Here is a 21217-nt window from a genome sequence, read left to right on the forward strand (position 1 = left end):
GATTAAGTCGATCTAGTTTACTGTCTTTGTGCAGGAGAGGCTCGACACCGATCGGGGCCGGCGATCGAGCCGGTTCGCGGTCCCGCGCTGGGCGTGGCGCGCCGGTGGCGCCGCGATCGCGGTCGTGCTGCTCGCCGACGGCGACGTCGTCGGCGCGCTCGGGGCGGTGCTGGCGTTCGCCGTCGCCGAGGTGATCTTCGACGCAGCGGAGGCCGAGCGGGACTGACCCACTGCACCGTGCGTGGTCGCGGATCCCCCGGCCGATCGGATGACCGATGTCCGAACTATTGGGGAATTCGGCACGCCTTCCTTGAATGACGCCCTTCGCAGGCGTTGGATGGACCTTCCCCGAGCGAGACGCGCCACCACGGGGAACCACACGAAAGGGCCCTCTGTGGCACGCGAAACCAACGGCACCCCCCTCAGCCGCCGCCTCGGCGCGACGTACGGCGGACGTGCCACCTTCGTCAGCCTGATCGGCGCGAGCACCGTCACGCTCGCCTCGGTCACGGCGGCGTCCCTCACCCTGAGCGCCAGCGCGCCCGTCCCGACGGGTCCGCCGCCCGAGCAGCCGCCGGTGGCGGCCCGGACCGCGCCGGCCACCAGCGACCCGGCGCCGGTCCCCGCCGAGATCCGAGCCGCGTCCGGCGCGTCGGTGCGCTTCGCGCTGCAGAAGGCGCGTCCCGCCGGCACCGGACCGGACGCCGTCCCGGCGGCCGCGATCAGCGCCTACCAGCGGGCCGAGGCCGTGATGGCGACCGCGAGCCCCGACTGCCACCTCTCCTGGACCCTGCTCGCCGGCATCGGCCACGTCGTGAGCCGCCACGGCCGGATCGGACCCTCGAACCTCGACGACCAGGGCGTCGCGACGCCGGCGATCATCGGACCCGTGGTCCGCGACGAGAACCGCCGCAAGCAGTCCGACACCGACGCCGGCGCGCTCGACCTCGACGCCCAGTACGACCGGACCGTCGGGCCCATGGGCCTGTCCCCCACCGCGTGGGCCACCGTCGGCGTCGACGGCGACGCCGACGGCACCCGCAACCCCCAGGACATCGACGACGCCGCGCTCGCCACCGCCGTGCTCCTGTGCAGCACCGGCGCCGACCTCGGCGACAAGGCCGGCCGGACCACCGCCCTCGCCGCGATGAACGCCCACCCGAAGTTCGCCGAGCGCGTCCGCGCCGCCGCGCGGGCCTACCGGGCCATGGAGCCCTGGCCGGCCGATCCGCCCACCGTCGTACCGGCCCGGGTGATCGCGGAGCCGGCCGACGACCCCGCCGCGCCCGTCGCGGCCGCACGGGCGGAGAGCGTCGACGCCCTGCGCCAGGAGAAGCAGCAGCCGGTGCCGGTGCGGACGCCGACCCCGCCGGCCGGCGCGCAGCCGGACGAGCCGTCGTCGCCGAACCCGCCGGCCACCTGCCCGGCCCCCGGCGACGACCCGTCGGCGGACCCGAAGGACACCGACCCGACGGACCCCGCCGACGGAACGGACGGAACGGACGGCTCCGAGCCCGGCGACTGCGCCACGCCCGAGGAGCCCGAGACGCCTCCGACGGAGCCGGGTGAGCCGGAGCCGAGCGGTACGCCGCCGGCCGAGACTCCCTAGTTGCTCTCGGCGGTCTGCTCGGCGCCCCGGCGCCAGCGGATGCCGGCCTCGAGGAAGCCGTCGATGTCGCCGTCGAAGACCGGCTGGGGGTTGCCGGTCTCGTAGCCGGTGCGCAGGTCCTTGACGATCTGGTACGGGTTGAGGACGTAGTTGCGCATCTGGTCGCCCCAGCTGGCGGCGACGTCGCCCTTGAGGTCCTTCTTGAGCGCGGCCTCCTCGGCCTTCTTCTTCGCGAGGAGCTTGGCCTTGAGGACGATCATCGCGGCGGCCTTGTTCTGCAGCTGCGACTTCTCGTTCTGGCAGGAGACCACGATGCCGGTGGGGATGTGGGTCAGCCGGACCGCGGAGTCGGTGGTGTTGACCGACTGGCCGCCGGGGCCACCCGACCGGAAGACGTCCGTGCGGATGTCGTTCTCGTCGACCTCGATCTCGTCGGTCTGCTCGAGCTGGGGCACCACCTCGACGGCGGCGAAGGAGGTCTGGCGGCGGCCCTGGTTGTCGAACGGGCTGATCCGGACCAGGCGGTGGGTGCCGACCTCGACGGACAGGGTGCCGTAGGCGTAGGGGGCGTGGATGGCGAACTCGGCCGACTTGATGCCGGCCTCCTCGGCGTAGGAGACGTCGTAGACCTCGACGGGGTACTTGTTGCGCTCGGCCCAGCGGGTGTACATGCGCATCAGCATCTCGGCGAAGTCCGCAGCGTCCACGCCGCCGGCGCCGGAGCGGATGGTGACGATCGCCTCGCGCTCGTCGTACTCGCCGGACAGGAGGGTGCGGACCTCGAGCCCCTCGACGGACTGCTTGATCTTCCCGAGCTCGGCCTCGGCCTCCGCGAGGGTGTCGTCGTCGCCCTCCTCGGCGGCGAGCTCGGCGAGCACCGCGAGGTCGTCGATGCGCTGCTGGAGGCCGCGGAAGCGCTCGACCTGTCCCTGCAGCGAGGAGAGCCGGCCGGTGACGCGGGTGGCGTTGGCCTGGTCGTCCCACAGGTCGGGGGCGGCGACCTGGACGCCGAGGTCGGCGATCTCCTGCTCCATCCTGGGCAGGTCGAGGACCTGCTCGATGGTGCGCATCGTCGCAGTCAGCTGCTTGATCTCGGCGTCGTAGTCGGTTCCTGCCACGAGGAGCAAGGTTACGGCTCGGCACGGAACGGGGCGAACCGCCGTCCCCGATCCCGCTCCCGGCGAAGAAAACGTGAACCCTTTTCAGAAAACGGATGTGCGTGCGGTCACAACCTGCTTGAATCCCGCACACTCCCTCCGCCACATGGGCTCCCGTGCCCGTTCCTCTCGGGTGGCATCCCCTCCTCACGGGACGGTGACGCATGCTCCCTGCGCCGATCGACAGCACCCTCATGCCCGGAGGCCGCCGCCGCGCGGCCCGCGACGTCCGACGACGACTGGCCTGGCTCAGCGTCCTCGCGACCGTCGTCGCGGGCCTGGTCGCCACCGCGGCGCCCGTCCGGGCCGCCCAGGCCGCGGGCGACGACGTCGCCACCTGGAGCACCGGCTGGTCGTGGACCTACCAGACCTCCTTCCGCTACACGGCTCCCGAGGCGGACGTCACGATCAACGAGAACGTGACCTACACGGTCGCCGGGATCGAGACCTTCCAGGGGCAGAGTGCCTACCGGCTCGACATCACCGGCACGATCACCGGCGGCAGCGGCACGGCCGCCGTGGACGGCATCGGCAACGCCAGCCTCGGCAGCTTCTCCGGCTCCGTGAGCGGCACCCGCTACGTCCGCCGCTCCGACCTCGCCCTGCTCCGGGAGCAGCAGCACCAGGACCTCCGGGCCCGGGCCACCGTCGCCATCATCTCGGCGAACATCACCGCCGCGATCGACCTGCAGATGGATCCCGTCGGCGGCTGGCGCGGGATCGCCTACCCGGTCGACGCCGGCCAGAGCTGGCTCAACGACCTCGGCGTGGACTACACCGGCGGCTTCACGTACGACGCCGGCAGCTTCGGCAGCGGCGGGGCTCCCTTCGAGGGCACCTTCGACGTCGACGCGCCGGCGAGCGTCACCAACGCGAACGTCACGGTGCCGGCCGGCACGTTCGCGACCAAGCGCGTCCACGCGCAGAGCGCGGACTCCTCGACCGTGAGCACCCACTGGTGGTCGGCGGCGCAGCGCAACGACGCGCAGGAGTACCTCAAGCTCCCGCTCGACGGCGCCACGCTCGTCCTGGACCGCAAGCTCTCCGGCGCCTCCACTCCCGCGGCGTCGACGACCGTCACCGAGACGATCACCCCGTCGCTGAGCTGCGCTGGTGGTGACGTCACCGTCGCCGGCCGGCTGAGCACCGGCGCCGCCGGCGTGCCCGTCACGGTCTCCCTCGACCGGTCGCCGGTGAGCCTGGGCCAGCTCGTCACCACGACCACCACCACGACCAGCGGCGGCAACTACTCCGCCACGCTGACCGCGCCCACCCAGGCCGACGGCCTGCAGAAGAGCGGGGTGCGCGGCAGCTGGGGCGTGCTGGTGAGCGCCGGCGGGGCGAGCAGCGCCGCCACCCTCGTCGTCACCCCGGTCAACTGCAGCACCCTGACCTACAGCGGGGACCTCGCCGCGCCGCAGGGCAGCACCGCCACCCTGCGCGCGACCCTCACCGACCTCGCCGGCGGCGACGTCGCGGGACGCACGATCACCTTCGCCCTCGGCGGCGACGCCTCCGCGACCGCGACGACGAACGCCGGCGGCGTCGCCGAGACCACCATCGCCCTCGCCGGTCCGCCGCGCGACGCGACCCTCACGGCGTCGTACGCCGGCAGCGCCGACCTGGCGGCGGCGTCCGCGACGTCGGCGTTCACCATCGGGAGGATCGCGACCGCCACGACCGTCGCCGCCGACCCGAGCGTGGTCACCGTCGGCGACCCGGTCCGGTTCACCGCGAACGTGACGCCGACGCACGGCGCCACCCCCACCGGCACGGTCCAGTTCAAGGTCGACGGCTCCGACTTCGGCGGCGCCGTGGCCCTGAGCGACGGCCAGGCGACCAGCGCCGCGCTGTCCACCCTGGGCCTCGGCAACCACACCGTCACCGCCGTCTACAGCGGCTCGGCCGACAACGCCGCGAGCACCTCGGCCGCGGTCGACTTCCGGGTCCGCGAGCCGCTGCTGGCGACCAGCACGGCGTCCTCGGTGTCCCCGAGCAGCGCCGTCCACGGCCAGCCGGTCACCCTGTCGGCCGTGGTCTCCACCGGCGCCGGCACCCCGACCGGCGACGTGGTCTTCACCGTCGACGGCACCGAGGTCGCGCGCGCCGGCCTCGGCTCCGACGGCAACGCCTCGGTGGTGGTCGACGACCTCGCCGTCGGCGGCAACGCGGTCGTCGCGACCTACACCGGCGACGACGTGTACGGCGCCAGCGCGGCCTCCCCGCGCACCGTGAACGTCGCGAAGGCGTCGGTCACGGTGACCCTGGACGCCTCGGCCGGCCACACGGTCAGCGGCGAGGCGGTCAGCTACACCACCACCGTCGCGGTCCAGGCCCCGGGGGGCGGCACACCCGCGGGCTCGGTCCAGCTGCTCGTCGACGGCAGCGAGGCCGGCAGCCCGGTCGCGCTCGACAACGGCGTGGCCGTGTTCCCGCCGCTGACGTCCCTCGGCGCCGGGACCCACACGGTCGAGGCCCGCTACGCCGGGAACGGCCAGTACCTGGGCGGTGCGGACCAGATCGACCAGGTCGTCGACCCGGCCGACACCACCACCGCCGTGCAGGCCACCCCGTCGCCGTCGGTGCAGGACGAGAACGTCCGGCTGACCGCGGCCGTCGCCGCCGTCAGCCCCGGCTCCGGCGCGCCCACCGGCACGGTCACCTTCTACGCCGGCAGCGAGTCGCTCGGCGCCGTCCCGCTCGCGGTCTCCCCTCGGGCAGCGTCGCCACCCTCGACGTCGACGACCTCCCGCCGGGCACCCACCAGGTCACCGCCCGCTACGCCGGCGACACCGACTACCGCGCCAGCGAGTCGGAGGCCGTCGCGCACACGGTGATCCCGGGCACCGCGATCGTGGCGACCACGACCACCCTCACCTCGAGCGCCAACCCGTCGGCGTACGGCGACACGGTGACCTTCCGCGCCGGCGTCGCCGCCGAGGACGGGTCCCCGGCCGGCACCGTGCAGTTCTCGGTCGACGGCCAGGACCTCGGCGATCCCGTCGCGGTGGAGGACGGCGAGGCGGTCAGCCCGCCGATCGCGTCGGCGGAGCCGGGCGACCACACGGTCATCGCGAGCTTCGTGGGCGCGCCCGGGTTCGCCGGCAGCGGCGACATCCTCGCCCAGTCGGTGACGACCGGGACGGCGGAGGTGTCCCTCAGCTCCTCGGCCCCGTCGTCCGGGGTCGGCGAGGACGTGCGGTTCTCGGCCGAGGTCACGTCGGGGGCGGAGGTCGCGCCGACCGGCTTCGTCCAGTTCTCCGTCGACGGCCGGCCGCTCGGCACCGCGGTCGCCCTCGTCGACGGCGGCGCGACCAGCGCCGCGGTCGGCGACCTGGCGCCCGGCAGCCACACGGTGACGGTCCTCTACTCCGGCGACCCGCGCTACGGCGCCGGCACCGCGGAGCTGACCCAGCAGGTGGGCACCATCGCGACGGCGACCGCGCTCGCCGTGGACCGCGACTTCGCGGTGTACGGCGACCCGGTGACCCTCACCGCCACCGTGACCCCGGCCGAGGGCCGGCTGGGCTCCCCGACCGGAACGGTGACCTTCACCGAGAACGGGCAGGTCCTCGCCACGGCCAGCCTGGCGCCGGGCGCGGACGCCACCGGAGTGGCGACCGTGACGGTCTCCGGGCTGGCGGCGGGCAGCCACGCCATCAGGGCGGAGTACGCCGGCAGCAGCCGCTTCGGGGCCGGCGCGTCCGGTACCCGGAGCGTGTCGGTGGCCCAGCGGCCGACCGCGATCGAGGCCACACCGGCGGTGGTGTCGCTGACACCGCTCCTGCTGCCGCTCGGCCAGCTGCGTGCGACCGTCACCGCGGGCGGCAGCCCGCTCGCCGGCGTACCGCTGGAGTTCCGGGTCGGCACCAAGCCGGTGTGCACCACGACTACCAATGAGTCCGGGTTCGCCGTCTGCAACGCGGCCGCCCAGATCCTGCTCCTCACCCTCAACGGCGGCTACACGGTCACCTACGCGGGTGACGCCGACCACCTCTCCTCCACGGCGCGCGGCGCCCTCCTGAAGTGAGGCCCGCTCCGATGAAAGGAACCTCTGTGCGGCGCACGATCGCGGCCCTCGCGGCCGCCACCCTGGCGATCGGGATCCCCGTCGCCCTCGTCTCGCCGGCCTCGGCCGACATCACCGCCCCGGCCGCGGGTGCGGTCCTGCGGGGCAACGCCACCCTGTCCGCGAGCGGGGCGAGCAACGGCAGCCTGTGCGTCAACGGCAGCGGCCCGCAGACGACGCTGCTGCTGGTCGACTCCTCGAACGTCGCCGTCATCGAGAGCGTCCAGGGCGGCGAGGGTGCGAAGAGCCTCACCTTCGACACCCACGCGTACCCCAACGGGGCCTACACCGCGCGGGCGGTCGAGCGGAACCGCACCGGCACGATCCTCTGCTCCAACAACACCAGGACGACCGAGCGGTCGGTGACGATCGAGAACATCACCCAGCTCGCCTACACCGGCGCCACCGAGGCCGCGCAGAACACCTCGGCGACGGTGCGGGCGACGCTGACCGACCCCCACCTGTCGTCGTCGGTCCTGCCGGGCCGGCCGGTCACCTTCTCGCTGTCGGACGGTACGTCGGTCAACGCGACCACCGACGCGAGCGGCGTCGCCACGGCGATCCTGCCCGTCTCCGGGCCGCCGCGGTCGGCCACGGTGACGGCGGCGTTCGCCGAGACGGCGTACTACGAGGGCTCCTCGGCGTCGACGCCGTTCGAGGTGCAGAAGAACCCCAGCACGACGACGCTGGTGCCGCCCGCCGACGTCGTCCACGGCCAGGCGGTGTCCTTCACCGCGCAGGTCGCGGCCGACAACGGCACCAGCACGCCGTCGGGCACGGTCCAGTTCACCGTCGACGGCGCCGACCTCGGCGCCCCGGCGCCGGTCTCCGGCGGATCGGCCTCGTCCCCGGCGACCTCGTCGCTGAGCACCGGCACGCACACGATCGGCGCTCGCTACAGCGGGGACGCCGACGTGGGCGCCAGCACCGCGACGACGCGGCAGCTCACCGTCGGCAAGGCGCCGAGCAGCACCGTGCTCACCAGCACCGGCTCCCCCACTGTCAGCGGCCAGGCGGTGACCTTCACGGCCACGGTCGGCGTCGTCGCACCCGGCGTCGGCGACCCGGCGGGCGGCGTGCAGTTCAACGTCGACGGCGACCCGTACGGCACCGCCGTGCCGCTGGCCGGCGACACCGCCACGCTGACCATCGGCAACCTGCAACCGGGCAACCACACCGTGCAGGCGACGTACAACGGCAACGGGGACTTCGCCGCCAGCTCCTCGGCGGAGATCAGCCACGGCGTCGACCGCGCCGCCACCACGGTGGCGCTGAGCACCTCCAACCCGGCCGCGGTCGCGGGCGAGCCGCTCACCTTCACCGCCGACGTCGACGTGGTCGGCCCCGGCACCGGCGACCCGAGCGGGACGGTCCGGTTCTTCGCCGACGGCGAGGAGATCGGCTCCCCGGTCGCGCTCAGCGGCGGCAGCGCGGTGTCGGCGCCGGTGCGGCTGGACGCCGGGGACCACCTGATCACCGCCAGCTACGAGGGCGACGACCGCTTCGCCGGCGCCTCGGACTCGCTCGAGCAGCAGGTGGCCGCGGCCCCCACCACGACGGTCGTGAGCGTCTCCCCCAGCCCGTCGGTCGTCGGCCAGTCGGTGACCGTCCGGGCGACGGTCACCCCGGTCGCCCCGGCCACCGGCAGCCCGGACGGCGTCGTCCAGTTCGAGATCGACGGCCAGCCGGGGGCGTTCGTCCCCCTCGACGACGGGGTCGCCGAGCTCGCCACGAGCACCCTGGCCCGCGGCAGCCACCAGGTCCGGGCGCGGTACTTCAGCGCCGACCCGAGCTTCGTCACCAGCACCTCCGCGGCCGTGAGCCACACGGTCAACAGGGCGGCGACGAGGACCACGGTCACCAGCAGCGCGCCCGTCGCGGTCGTCGGCCAGCCGGTGACGTTCACCGCGACCGTCGACGTGGTCGCCCCGGGCGCCGGCTCGCCGTCGGGCACCGTGACCTTCACCGACGGCGACACCGTGCTCGGCAGCGCGCCGGTCGGCTCGGCGACCGGCGGGATCGCGTCGATCACCGTCGACGCCCTCGCCGTCGGCCAGCACGCCGTCGTCGCCACCTACGACGGCGACGACAGCTTCACGAGCAGCTTCGGCTCGGTCGCGCAGAAGGTCCAGCGGGCCCAGACCTCGACCGTCGTGTCCTCCTCGGCCAACCCGTCCCAGCCGGGCGGCGCGGTCCGCTTCACCGCGGCGGTGAGCCCGGTGGCGCCGGGTGCCGGCGATCCCGTCGGCACGGTCCAGTTCAAGGTCAACGGCGCGTCGCTCGGCGCACCGGTGCCGCTGGTGGACGGCTCGGCGACCAGTGCCGAGTTCACCGACCTGGCCCCTGGCACCTACCGGATCTCGGCGGTCTACAGCGGTGAGCCGCGGTTCGTGGGCAGCACCGGCCTGCTCGACCAGGGCAACGGCCAGACCGTCGGCAAGGGCGGCACCGCCACGGAGCTCGCCTCCGACGACGCCGAGTCCGACCAGGGCCAGGCGGTGACGTTCACCGCCACGGTCCGCGCGGTCGCCCCGGCCACCGGCACGCCCACGGGCGTCGTGCAGTTCTGGGACGGCGGCGTCCTGCTCGGCGCGGCGAGCCTGGCACCGGCCGCCGAGGCCGACACCGGCACGGCGTCGTACACGACGGCGGCGCTGGCGCCCGGCACCCACGAGATCCGGGCGACCTACGGTGGCAGCGTGACCTTCGAGGGGTCGGCGGAGTCGATCGCCCAGGTGGTCGGGTCCGGCGTCACGGTGACCGGGATCGCGTCCAGCGCCAACCCGTCGTCGTACGGCGACCGGGTGACGCTGACCGCGACGGTGGGCGACGCGGTGCCGACTCCGGGGAAGCCCACCGGGACGGTCACCTTCCTCGCCGGCGACGACGTCATCGGCACCGCACCCCTCGCCACGGTCGACGGGCACCAGCAGGCGACCCTCGACGTCGACGGCCTGGCCGCGGGGACCTACGCGCTGTCGGCGTCGTACTCCGGTGACGGCACGCGCTCGGCCAGCACCTCCCCGGCGCTGAGCCAGGTCGTGCAGCGCGCGGCTACCCACCTGGACGACCTCAGGGTGATCAACTCGCAGCTGTTCACGGTGCGCGAGGTGGCGGCCACGCTGCGCGGTCCGGGCAACGGGCCGGTCGCGGGCCAGGCCCTGGTGTTCTCGACGAACACCACGGTCTCCGGCGGCTACCTGGAGATCTGCCGGGCCGTCACCGACGCTGACGGGTTCGCCAAGTGCAAGGTGCCGCCGGCGATGCCCGCCTACGTCAACGCCGACGGGTTCACCGTGGCCTTCGCCGGCAACGCCGACCTCCTGCCGGCCACCGACCACGGCGGGGTCGCTAGGGGCGTCGCGTCAGTGGTCCCTGATGTCGACCGACGCGAGCATCTCCTCGATCAGCTGGTCGCCGTCCGTCCAGGCCACCGGCACCTTGAAGTCGATGCTGAAGGTGAACCCGTCATGGTCGCCGCCGACGATGTAGCGGCGTCTGTCGTCGTTGCTTGCCTCGAGCACGTAGCAGTCCACACCGTCGATCTCCCGGTTCGCCACACGGAGCGGGGCGGGGTCGTCGTCGGACCAGGTCTTCTCGGCGGCGGCCGCGAGGCTGTCCAACTCATCGTCGCCCGTCGACCGGATGTCCGAGACGCTGGCCGACATCGATCCGTCCTCACGGAGCAGGCCACCGGTCACCGTCGTCGAGAACCGGGCGACCTGCCAGTCGGGATCGTCGGTCAGCCGCATGCTCACCGTGTCGTTGGAGATCTCCTGGCCGCTGGCCGGGGTCACCGACGGGGTCGCGGGGGCAGCGGACGTCGTCGACGGCGTGGTCGGCGGAGTCGCGACGCCGGGGCCTCCTGACGGCTCGTCGTCGGAGCAGCCGGCGAGCGCCAGCGCCAGGGCCGCGGCCGGCAGCGACCGGACCACCCGAGACACCATCCGACTCCCTCTCTGCACACCACGCCGGCAATCCGACACGCTACTAGTGTCGCTCCGGTGGTGGCCGTTTGGGCCGGCCGCAGGGTGGGTAGCCGCCTGCGTGCCGCTTGTCCTCGGGACCATCAAGGAACCAGCCCATGACCGCACCCCTCCCGCTCATCCCGATCCCGATCTTCAACCCCGCACTGATCGTCGGGGTCACCGCCCTGCGGGATCTGCTGCTCGTCGAGACCGAGGTCAACAAGATCCTCGAGACCCTCGGGGAGCAGATCGAGGTGATCAAGGACCAGAAGTTCACCTCCGACGGCTCGATCCCCGCCTCGTCCTTCGGCCAGGGCACCGAGTCCACCCGGCTGGCCAAGGAGCACACCCGGGCACACGGCGTGATCGTGAAGTCGCTCGAGGACATGCAGACCGACCTGCTCACCTTCCAGGAGGCGATCGACCTCGCGAAGAAGGCGATCGGCGGCGCCGACGAGCAGGCGGAGACCGACCTCCGCATCCTCCTGGCCCGTGCCGGCGACCTCGACCTCGGCTGGTACGGCGACGAGCCCCCGCCCGTCCCCGCCTCCGACGACAGCACCGACGGCACCGGAGGAGAAGCCTGATGACCGGCCAGCACCTCAACGACCTGCTCCACCGCACCGCGGGCATGTCGAGCAAGGACGTCGCCGCGTCGAAGCTCGCCTGGGAGGCGACCGCCACGGCGCTCGGCACGATCCAGACGGCACTCAACGACGGCAAGGAGGCCCTGGTGAAGGGCTTCGGCGAGCGCGAGACGGGCAGCGAGGCGATGGCCGTCTTCGACGGCGCCGTGGCGCGGATCAACGGCCGGCAGCAGGAGATGGCCGACGTCGCCACTGCCCTGGAGCACGCCGCGACGGCGATGAAGTCGGCCGAGACGGCCGCCGACAAGGCGCCGGACGCTCCCGCCGACACGCCGCCCGCCGCACCCCCGTCCACCGGCGACATCGCCGACGACGTCACCGCTCTCAAGCAGCACGCCAGCGAGGTCAACGCCTACAACCACACGGTGACCGCCTACGGCAACGCCGACGAGGAGGCTCGCAAGAAGGTCGCGCGGCTCCTGGAGAGGTACGACGAGGCGTACACCGCCCTGTCGAAGGTCGAGGGCGAGCCCGTCGACGACGACGGCGGCGGCCAGGACGACGACACGGACACCGGCGGCGGCCACGTCCCGCCGGTCCGCCACGGATCGGTCCCGACGGGCACCTGGATCTCCGACGACACCGGCCAGCACGTCCCGGGGGTCGACGACCCGTCGGCCGACCCCGGTGCCGCGGCCGGCGCGGGACCGGCGGTGCGGCCGCCGCCGATCTCCACCCTCGACCCCGACCTCGAGCTGCCCGACCAGTCCGGCCCCGGCGGGACCGGACTCGGCCTCAGCCAGGGCGCGCCCGGCGTGATCGGGGGCGTCACGGCGGCGGGCGTCTTCGGCGCCCCCGGGCTGGTGCGCGGCATCCGGGGACTGCTCAGCGGCCGCGGTCTCAGCGGGAGCGTCGGGGCGATCGGCTCGACCACCCGGGCCGGGGCGCCGGGCTCGCTGGGGCGCGGTGGCGCCGCCACTCCCGGCAGCCCGGTCAGCCGCGCCGGCGGACGCACCGGTGGGGCGGGCGTCGGCCGGCGCGGCGGTGGCGCCGGAGGACGGGGGTCCGGCGGCCGCGGCGGCGCGGCTGCGGCCGGCACGGCCGGGCGCCGGAAGCGCGACGAGCGTGACGGCGAGGACCGCGATCTGTTCGACGACGGACAGGAGTGGATCGACGACGAGGGCGCCGCGCCCGGCGTCCTCGACTGACGCTCTCCTCCGGGCCCGGCTCTCCTCCGGGCCTGGCACGACGACACCGCACGACGCCCCGGCCGCGCCTCACGGCCGGGGCGTCGTGCTGCCCGGGGTCAGCGCTTCCTGACCTTGACCTTCACCACCGTGCTCACGGGGAGGAGGAGGTCGCTGCCGGCGTAGGTGATCCGGACCTTCCGCTTCCCGGCGGTCCGGAACGCCTTGAGGCGGAAGGTGACCTTGCCGTTGCGGACCTCGGCCGTCGTCCTCTTCACGCCGGGGCCGTTGATCGTGACCGTGCCGGTGACCGGGGTGCCGGCGGGCGCGGTCACGGTGACGACCAGCTTCGCCCGCTTCCCGGCCCGGACCTTCTTCGGCTTGGCCTTGGCGGTGACGACCGGCTGTCCCTTGACCACGGCCGGCGCCGGGAGGCCCACGCCCACGACCGGGGCGGTGGCGACGCTGGTGGCCTCGCCGTCGGCGTACCCGGTGGCGTGCACGGTCTCGCGGACGCTGATCGCGCGCCCGATCTCGGCCACGGTGGGCGTGAACGTCGGTCCGGTCGCGCCGCCGATGGGCGCACCGTCGGCGAGCCACTGGCGGTCGACGGAGTCCGGGGCGGGCGTCCAGGTGCCGGCTCCCGCGGTGAGCACGGACCCGACGAGGGGCGTGCCCGTCACGGTCGGCGGGGTCGTGTTGTCGAAGGTCCCGACCGGCGTCTCGCACGGGAGCGTGCCGCTGCGCAGCGAGTGGCCGTCGGTGTCGCCGTCGTCGGCCCACACGACCTCTCGCTCCCCCGCGACGCAGGTCGACTGCGGCGCGATCGCGAAGCCCTCGTTGTTGAGGTTCGGCATGCCCACGGGACGGTCGTACGCCGCGGTGACGCCGAACCCGCCGTCGGCCAGCTCGAGGGTGACGGTGACGCCGTCGCAGCTGTCGTCGCACACGGCCCACAGCTGCTCGGCCTCCGGCTCCCACACGACGTCCATCACGCCCGGCGGGCCGGCGTTGGTCCGCAGCTGCGGGTCGGCGGTCGCGATCAGGTGGGCGGTCTCCTGGACGGCGGCGGTCTGGTCGAGCGCGAGGACGTAGAGCAGGCCGGTGCCCTCGACCGCGACGACGTACAGGCCGCTGCCGTGGTGCGGGTAGTCGGCCGGGTCGTAGGCCTCGGTGGTGCTCGCGTCGATCAGGCCGCCGGCGGTCAGGGCGGAGTCCGGGATCCAGGTGATGCCCTCGAGGCCGAGGTTCGCCCCGACCGTCGGGAGGATCGGGTTGAGGTCCCACTCGTCGGTGGCGTTCATCGACGTGCCGGGCTCGTAGCGGAGCACGGTGTTCTTGCTGACGCCGCTGACGTCGTTGTCGCGCTCGGCGGCGAGGTAGACCGCTCCGTCGGGGCCGAAGGTGATGCCCTCGGTGTCGGGCGCGCCGGTGCCGTCGTGGTAGCGCGGGTTCCGGCCGGGCGACCAGCCGGCGGCCGGGACCCAGGTGCTGCCGTCCTTGACCAGCTTGGTGAGCGTGCCGGCCTTGTTCTGCGCGACCCAGAGGGCGTTCGGGTCGGCCGGGTCGAAGACCACGCCGCTGGCGTCCTGGTTGAAGGTCTCCGCGAGGTCCGCGACGGCGACGCTCTGGGAGCCGGGCCACGGCTGGGTGTCCGGGCCGGGGCAGCTGTTGGTCGCGCCGGGCGTGGGCGTGACGTTGTCGACGAACGCGCCGACGCCGTCCTTGCAGCGGCCGTAGCTCTGCGTGGCGTGCGAGGTCCAGGCGTAGGAGTCGATCAGCTTCTCCGACGGGTCGAACAGCCGGACCGCGTCGTTGCCGCCGAGCCCGGCGGCGAGGTCGTCGACGACGAGGTGGCTGTGCGCCGGGACGACGGTGCCGGTCGGCAGGGTGGTCGGCGCAGCGTCGCCGTTGTCCTTGATCACCCAGCCGGCGACGTCGATCGCGTCGTCGGAGAGGTTGACCAGCTCGACCCAGTCCGGGCCCTCGCCGGGGTCGTCGGACTCGATCTCGTTGACCCGGATCGGGCTGCACGCGTTCGCCGCGCCCCGCGTCGGGACGGTGGTCACCTGCCACTCGCCGGTGCCGTCGGGGCAGCGGCCGTACGTCGTGGCGGCGTGGCCGCCGGACCAGCTGTAGGTGTCGACGACGGTGCTGCCGTCGGGGAGGAAGAGGGTGACCGTGTCGTCGACGCCGAGGCCGAAGCCGGGCGGCGGGAACTCGGTGTAGAGCGCGAAGAAGCCGCCGGGCGCCAGCGTCGTACCGGACGGGATCACCGCGAACGGGTGGTCGTCGCCGACGTCGCGGACCTTCCAGCCCGACACGTCGATCGCGGTGTCGCCGACATTGGTGATCTCGACCCAGTCGCCGACGACGTCGCCGTTGGACTCGATCTCGTTGAGCCTCACGTCGCTCGGGTCCGGCTCCTCGCCGGAGCCCTCCGGCTTGCCCGGCGGGTTGTTGCCGAGCGTGCTGGTGCCGGGCGAGCCGACGAAGCCGCCGGTCGAGGCCCAGGAGCCCTCGGCGTCGGCGACCGTGGACCGCACCCACGCGGCCGCGTCGTTGGCGCCCAGCGCCGCCTCCGGGACCCAGGCGCTCGCGGTGTCGGTGCGCGGCCCCAGCCCGGCCTGGTCGTTGTACGTCAGCCGGTCGACGAGCGCGCCGGCGGCGTCGTGGATGTTGATCTCGTCGCTGCGGCCGAGGTTGACGCTGTTGTTGCCGAGGACCTTGATCGAGGCCGGGAGGTCCCATTCGGCGCGGAAGTCGACGGCGCCGGCCTCGCTCACCACCGCGGACTCGCCGCGGGCGAGCACGCCCAGGGAGCCGAGGGCGACCGCGCCGGGGACCCGCGCGCTGTCGGTGTAGGACCAGCCGGCGAGGCTGGCCGGGCCGGCGCCGAGGTTCGTGATCTCGAAGAACTCCGAGCCGTTGTACTCCCACTCGGTGATCCGCACGTTCGTGGCGCCGCCGAAGGTCGAGGTGCCCGGCGAGCCGACGAAGCCGCCGGCGGAGGTCCAGGAGCCCTCGGCGTCGCCCGCCGTCGCGAGGGTCCAGCCCGTGGCGTCGCCGGCGGCCAGCGCCGCCTCGTCCGGGGCCCAGGCGCTGGCGACGTCGGTGCGCGGGCCGAGACCGGCCTGGTCGTCGTACGTCAGCCGGTCGACGAGCTGGCCGTCCGCGTCGTAGATGTTCATCTCGTCGGCGCGGCCGAGGTTCTGGTCGTTGCCGCCGACGACCTTCACGCCGACGGGGAGGTCCCACTCGGCGCGGAAGGCGGGCGCGGCGACCTCGCTGATGACGCCGGACTCCCCCGGGGCGAGGGTGCCGAGGCCGCCGATCGGGAAGGAGCCGGGCGTGCGGCTGCTGTCGTCGAACGACCAGCCGGTCAGGTCGACCGCCTCGGTGCCGGTGTTGGTCAGCTCGACGAACTCCGAGCCGTTGTACTCCCACTCGGTGATCTGGACGTCGGGCGCCGCCGCGTGGGCGGGGGCGGCGACGGAGAGGACGAGCGGGACCGGGACCAGGGCGGTGGCCACGGCGAGAAGGCCGGTGAGCCGGCGGGATGAGCGCACGGGAGATTTCCTCGGGGGTCGGCGCCGGTCCGAGCTCCAGCGGGATCGTCGTGTCGTCCCGCACGATCACGAGGACGGGCGAACGGTCGGTGAACCCCCGGGCAACGGCGTGCGACGTCGAGGAGAGCCTTCGGCGCTCAGCCGGTCAGGAGCAGTTCTGGCCCACCGCCGTCTGGGCCGAGGCGAGACCGACGGCGGCGTCGGCGAGGCTCGTGACGGCCGCCTTCCTCGCCGCCTTGGCCACCGCGAGCTTGGCCTTGACCTTGGCGACCTTGGCCTTCTTGCCCGCCGCCTTGGCCGCCTTCTTCTTGGCTTTGAGCTTCGCGACCTTCGCCTGCGCGGCGCTGACCTCGGCCGCGGCCTGGGCCTGCGCGGCCGTGGCCGTGTCCACCGCGGACGTCGCGGTCGTGCACGCCGCCGACGTCGAGACGGTGATCGATCCGGAGCTGACCACCTCGTCGGCGTACCCGCTCTTGTGGGCGGTCACCTCGACGGTGATCGCCTTCCCCACCGCGTCGGCGGGGATCACGAGCTGCTTGCCGGTGCCGATGGGCTGCGCGCTCCCGGCCGCGAGCCACCGGTAGGTGTAGCTGTCGGCGACGACGGACCAGATGCCCTCCCATGCCTGGACCGTGGCGCCCGCGACGGGGGCGCCGAGGATCGCCGGCTGGACCAGGTTGGCCTGGACCCCCTCGGTCACGGGGCTGCTCGGCGCCGAGGTCAGCCGGCCCTCGGTGAAGCCGGCCCTGGTCGCGGTGACCTCGACCGTCAGGGTCTCGCCGAGCGCCTCGGCGGGGACGACGATCGCGTTGCCGGTGCCGATCGGGTCGGTCGAGCCGGAGCGGAACCACCGGACCTCGACGCTGTCGGGCCCGGGACTCCACACGCCGACGTGCGCGACGATCGTGTCGCCGACCTTCGCGGCGGCCGGGACCTGCGGGGGCACGAGGGCCTGGACCGTGCCCGCTCCGACCGTCGCGCTCTGCTCCGAGGTGAGCGTGCCGTCGGCGTACCCGGCCTTGGAGACGGTGACCTTCACCGACAGGGTCTCGCCCTGGGCGGCCGACGGCACGACGATCGCGATGCCGGTGCCGATCGGGTCGGTCGAGCCGGAGCGGAACCACTGCACCTGGACGTCGTCGGGCTGCGGGCTCCAGACGCCGACGTGGGCGTAGGCGAGCTCGCCGACCTTGGGCGGGTCGGTGAGGACCCGGGGCTCGAGCAGGTTCGCGACCTGGGTGGAGCCGGTCTCCTCGACCGTCACCGGCGCGGAGGTGACGACCGCGTCGGCGTAGCCCGCCTTGGTCGCCGTCACCTCGACGGTGAGCTCCTTGCCGGCGGCGTCGGCCGGGACGACCAGCTCCTTGCCGGTCCCGATGGGCTCGTCGGAGCCCTCGGCGAACCAGCGGTAGCCGAATCCGTCGGGACTCGCCGGCCAGAGGCCCTCGTAGGCGACGACCGTGGCGCCGGCCATCGGCGTCCCGTAGATCGCCGGGTCGGAGGCGGCCTCGAGGGTGCCCTCGCCGACGACGTCGCTGGGGGCGGAGGTCGCCTCGCCGGCGGTGTAGCCGGCCTTGGCGGCCGTCGCGCGGACCGTCAGCGTCTCGCCCTCGGCCTCCGCCGGGACGACGATCACGGTGCCGGTCCCGATCGGGTCGGTCGAGCCCGAGCGGAACCACTCCAGGGTCACCTCGTCGGGCGCCGGGCTCCACACGCCGGGGTGGACCCCGGCGAGCCGGCCGACCCTCGGGCTGCCGGAGACGGACGGCGCGACCAGGCTCTGCACGGTGCTGGCGGCGCCGGCGGGGAGGACCGGGCCCTGGGGCGCGGAGAACGCCACACCGTCGGCGCTGCCGGCCTTCGTCGCGGTCACGACGACGCCGATCAGCTCGCCCTCGGCCTCGGCCGGGACGACGAGCTCCTCGCCGGTGCCGATCGGGTCGGTCGACCCGGAGCGGAACCAGGTGACGGTCGTCGCGTCGGGTGCCGGGTCCCACGTGCCGGTGCTCGCGGCGAGGGTCTCGCCGACCTTCGGGGTGCCGGTGATCGAGGGCGCCGTGACGCTCTGCACCGCGCCCGGGGCCTCCGCCGCGGCGGTCACGGGGACGGACGTGGCCACGCCGTCGGCGTACAGGCTCCTCGTGGCCGTCACCTCGACGGTCAGCGCCTTCCCGGCCGCGGACGCGGGGACGGTGAGCTGCTTGCCGGTGCCGACCGGGTCGTCGGACCCCTCGACCAGCCAGCGGTAGCTGTAGCCGGACGGGGTCGCCGACCAGATGCCCTCCCAGACCTCGACGACGCCGCCGACCACGGGGGCGCCGAAGATCGCCGGCCGCTCCACGCTCTGGAGCGCGCCGTCGCCGACCGGCGCCGACGGGTCCGAGGTGGCCACGGCGTCGGTGCGGCCCGCCTTGCTCGCGGTGGCCCTCACGGTCAGCGTCTCGCCGTGCGCAGCCGCGGGTACGACGATCGCCGGCCCGCTGCCGATAGGATCGGTCGACCCGGAGCGGAACCACTGCAGGTCGACCGCGTCGGGCTGCGGGTCCCAGACGCCCGGGTGGACGACCGCGAGACCGCCGACCGTCGGGGCGTCGCTGATCGTGGGCTTCACGACGCTCTGCACCGGGCGGAGCCGGGGTCGTAGGCCGTGACCGGGTCGGACGTGGCGACGCCGTCGTCCCACCGGGCCGCCGTGAGGGTGACCTCGGCGGTGATCTCCTTGCCGGCGGCGCCGGCCGGGACCACGAGCTCCCGATCGGTGCCGATCGGCTCGGCGGTGCCCTCCTGGAACCACCGGTAGGAGTAGCTGTCGGCCTCGACCGACCAGGCGCCCTCCCACACCACCACGGTGCTGCCGACGGCGGGCTCGCCGAAGATGACCGGCTCGACGTAGTTCGTCGGCGTCCCGGCCACGACCGCCGTGCTCGCGGACGACGTCGCCGTGGCGTCGGCGTACCCGGCCTTCGTGGCCGTCGCCCTCACGGTGAGCGTCTCCCCCAGCGCCTCGACCGGGATGAAGATCGGGTTGCCGGTGCCGATCGGGTCGGTCGAGCCCGAGCGGTACCAGGTCAGGGTGACGGCGTCCGGCGTCGGGTACCAGGTCCCGAGGTGCGCGAAGGCCAGGTCACCGACCTTCGGGGGTCGTTGTAGATCGTCGGTCGCAGCAGGTTGCGCACCGGCGGGTCGGCCGCATGCGCGCTGGGCGCGGTGGACGTGGACAGCGCCACGAGTCCCAGCAGCGCCACCGCGGCGGCGAGCAGGGTCGCGAGCAGCCGGCGGAGCACCGGCAGTGCCGGACGGCCACGCGCCGCCCCCAGGAAATGCGGACGCATCATCGACTCCCCATAGTCGTGTCACGTGTCCGAGGACACAGGATTCGCGCACGCTACCGGCTGAGCGCCCGTTCTGGTGGTCGTTCCGCGAAATCGGTGCGCGGCCCACGGCGCTACCTGACCCTGACCGCCTTGGTCCGCACGACCAGCGGCGCGTAGCCGGGCACCGTGTAGGTGATCTCGGCGCGGACCTTCACCCCTCTGACCGCCTTCTTGAGCTTGTAGCCCTTCTTCGTGGCGCCGGCGACCGCCTTGTTCCTGACCAGCCACCGGATCTCGACGGTGGCGGCGGTGGGCAGCGTCCGGCCGGGGACGACCTTGAGCTTCCTGCCGACCTTGGCCTTGCCCTTGAGCGCCGGCGCGCTCGCGAGGGCGAGGGTGCCCGCCTGGACCGGGCTGGTGGCGCCGGCGAAGGCGACGCCGACGAGGCTGCCGGGGCCGACGGCGCTGACCATGACGGTGATCCGGGTGCCGAGCAGGTCGGGGGTGAGCGTGTGGCTGGCGCCGGTGGCGCCGGGGATCGGCCTGCCGTCGGCGAGCCAGGCGTAGCTGACCTGGGTCGGCGTGGTCTCCCACGTGCCGGGCGTGACGGTCAGGGTCCGGCCGACCTGGGCGGTGCCGGCGATGGTCGGCTGGGCGACGACCTGCAGGGCGGTGGGTGCCGCGGCGATGGGGGCGGTCGGCGCGGACGTGGCCGTGTTGCCGGTGTAGCCCGTCAGGGTCGCGCTGACCTGCACGGTGACGGTCTCGCCCTGCGCGGACAGCGGGACGACGAGGGTGCTGCCGGTGCCGATCGGCTGGGCGGAGCCGGACCGGAACCACGCGTAGTGGTAGGCGTACTCGTCCGACTGCGGGAGCCAGGCGCCGGGCGTGGCGACGAGGGTGTCGCCGACGCGCGGGACCCCGTTGATCGTGGGCTCGACCCCCTGGATGTTCTGGACCTGGACGAGGTCCAGCTGCGCGTCCGTGTCCGGTACGTCGGCGCCATCGGTCGTGATCGTGGTGGCGTCCTCGAGCGTGGCGGCGTCGGCGTAGTACTCGCGCGCGTAGTTGCGGCCCCGGCCGGCGAAGCCCACGCGATAGCTGCCGTCCGGCACGACGAGGAGGTAGCCGCCGCCGTCCGTGAGGGGGGCGGTGTACGTCGGCCGCCACTCGTCGCCGGACCGGACGTAGGCGGTGACCGTGCCCTGGTTGACGGCCTCGGCGTCGGGTCCGGTCACGGTGCCGGAGATGGCGTGGCCGGCGGAGAGCGCGGCGTCGATGCCCGGCAGGTCCACGTGGTCGGCGATGGTGAGCGGCGCGGCCTCGGCGAGGGTCGCGACGTCGTCGTAGAACTCCGGCGCGTAGGCCGGGTCGGTGCAGGTGCCGGTGCACTGGAGGAACTGGAGCCGGTACTCGCCCGGACTGCCGTAGAGCGTGTACGTGCCGGTCGCGCCGGTCGTGGCGAACGCCACCGGCCCCACCCGGTGGTGCCGTCGACGGTGATCTCCTGCCAGGCGGCCACGGTGATGCCGGACAGCGGCGCTCCCCCGGCCTCGGCGGTGACGGTCCCGGAGATGGTGCCGATCGGTGTCGGGTCGTCGGCACGGACGGCGGGCGCCGCCAGCGTCCCGAGCCCGAGCAGGGCGGCCGTGGTGGCCACGACCGCTCCCAGGAAGTGCGTGCGCATCAGTCGAATCCCCATCGTCGTCGCCGCGGCCTGCCCCGGGGCGCAGTGGTGCTGTCGCGTGCCCAACGAC

At 74.0% G+C, this 21217-nt stretch carries 12 protein-coding genes and 1 pseudogene; 7 read left to right on the forward strand and 6 right to left on the reverse strand.

What is annotated here, in order from left to right; all coding sequences use genetic code 11:
- Positions 1-28 precede the first annotated feature (28 nt).
- Positions 29-226 carry a hypothetical protein gene (locus tag FIV44_RS05930; protein WP_141003644.1) on the forward strand — a complete coding sequence of 66 codons (198 nt, stop codon included), beginning with the start codon at positions 29-31 and terminating at the stop codon, positions 224-226.
- Between the two features lie 168 nt (positions 227-394).
- The gene (locus FIV44_RS05935) at positions 395-1609 is read left to right on the forward strand and encodes a lysozyme family protein (RefSeq protein WP_141003645.1); all 1215 of its coding nucleotides are present in this window, start codon (positions 395-397) and stop codon (positions 1607-1609) included.
- On the opposite strand, the gene prfB is transcribed toward FIV44_RS05935, so the two are convergent.
- The gene (prfB, locus tag FIV44_RS05940) at positions 1606-2727 is read right to left on the reverse strand and encodes a peptide chain release factor 2 (protein ID WP_141003646.1); all 1122 of its coding nucleotides are present in this window, start codon (positions 2725-2727) and stop codon (positions 1606-1608) included. The genes FIV44_RS05935 and prfB overlap by 4 nt on opposite strands.
- 731 nt (positions 2728-3458) lie before the next feature.
- Between prfB and FIV44_RS05945 the strand changes: the two are divergent.
- The 5 genes and pseudogenes from FIV44_RS05945 to FIV44_RS05965 form a co-directional block, all read left to right on the forward strand.
- A pseudogene (locus tag FIV44_RS05945) lies at positions 3459-5264 on the forward strand (Ig-like domain repeat protein); the annotation flags it as partial.
- Between the two features lie 335 nt (positions 5265-5599).
- Positions 5600-6796: an Ig-like domain-containing protein gene (locus tag FIV44_RS05950; RefSeq protein ID WP_141003648.1), complete on the forward strand. Its 1197-nt coding sequence runs from the start codon at positions 5600-5602 to the stop codon at positions 6794-6796.
- A 26-nt stretch (positions 6797-6822) separates the two neighbouring features.
- Positions 6823-10704 carry an Ig-like domain-containing protein gene (locus FIV44_RS05955; protein WP_181411017.1) on the forward strand — a complete coding sequence of 1294 codons (3882 nt, stop codon included), beginning with the start codon at positions 6823-6825 and terminating at the stop codon, positions 10702-10704.
- 215 nt (positions 10705-10919) lie between these two features.
- The gene (locus FIV44_RS05960) at positions 10920-11390 is read left to right on the forward strand and encodes a hypothetical protein (RefSeq protein WP_141003650.1); all 471 of its coding nucleotides are present in this window, start codon (positions 10920-10922) and stop codon (positions 11388-11390) included.
- Entirely contained in the window at positions 11390-12598 is a 1209-nt protein-coding gene (locus tag FIV44_RS05965) for a hypothetical protein (protein ID WP_141003651.1), read from the forward strand. Before FIV44_RS05960 ends, FIV44_RS05965 begins: the two co-directional genes overlap by 1 nt.
- A gap of 98 nt (positions 12599-12696) precedes the next feature.
- Here the strand turns inward: FIV44_RS05965 and FIV44_RS31140 are convergent, their stop codons facing one another.
- The 5 genes from FIV44_RS31140 to FIV44_RS06000 all read right to left on the reverse strand — a co-directional run bounded on the left by FIV44_RS31140 (position 12697) and on the right by FIV44_RS06000 (position 20932).
- A complete protein-coding gene (locus tag FIV44_RS31140; protein WP_219996312.1) occupies positions 12697-16146 on the reverse strand; it encodes a lamin tail domain-containing protein in 3450 nt (1149 codons plus the stop codon).
- 145 nt (positions 16147-16291) lie between these two features.
- A complete protein-coding gene (locus tag FIV44_RS05985; RefSeq protein WP_141003652.1) occupies positions 16292-18769 on the reverse strand; it encodes a hypothetical protein in 2478 nt (825 codons plus the stop codon).
- Positions 18754-19128, reverse strand: a complete 375-nt coding sequence (locus tag FIV44_RS05990; RefSeq protein WP_141003653.1) for a hypothetical protein — start codon at positions 19126-19128, stop codon at positions 18754-18756. Before FIV44_RS05990 ends, FIV44_RS05985 begins: the two co-directional genes overlap by 16 nt.
- 86 nt (positions 19129-19214) lie before the next feature.
- Positions 19215-19481: a hypothetical protein gene (locus tag FIV44_RS05995; protein ID WP_141003654.1), complete on the reverse strand. Its 267-nt coding sequence runs from the start codon at positions 19479-19481 to the stop codon at positions 19215-19217.
- A 110-nt stretch (positions 19482-19591) separates the two neighbouring features.
- Positions 19592-20932, reverse strand: coding sequence for a hypothetical protein (locus tag FIV44_RS06000; RefSeq protein ID WP_141003655.1), 1341 nt, complete (start codon positions 20930-20932; stop codon positions 19592-19594).
- Positions 20933-21217: the final 285 nt, after the last annotated feature.

Origin of the sequence: Nocardioides humi (assembly GCF_006494775.1) — a bacterium.
Taxonomy (GTDB): domain Bacteria; phylum Actinomycetota; class Actinomycetes; order Propionibacteriales; family Nocardioidaceae; genus Nocardioides; species Nocardioides humi.

Bases quoted from the DNA above. Each gene is read 5' to 3' on its own strand.
- FIV44_RS05960 (WP_141003650.1), top strand. From the start codon at position 10,920: ATGACCGCACCCCTCCCGCTCATCCCGATCCCGATCTTCAACCCCGCA.
- FIV44_RS05965 (WP_141003651.1), top strand. From the start codon at position 11,390: ATGACCGGCCAGCACCTCAACGACCTGCTCCACCGCACCGCGGGCATG.
- FIV44_RS05995 (WP_141003654.1), bottom strand. From the start codon at position 19,481: ATGATGCGTCCGCATTTCCTGGGGGCGGCGCGTGGCCGTCCGGCACTG.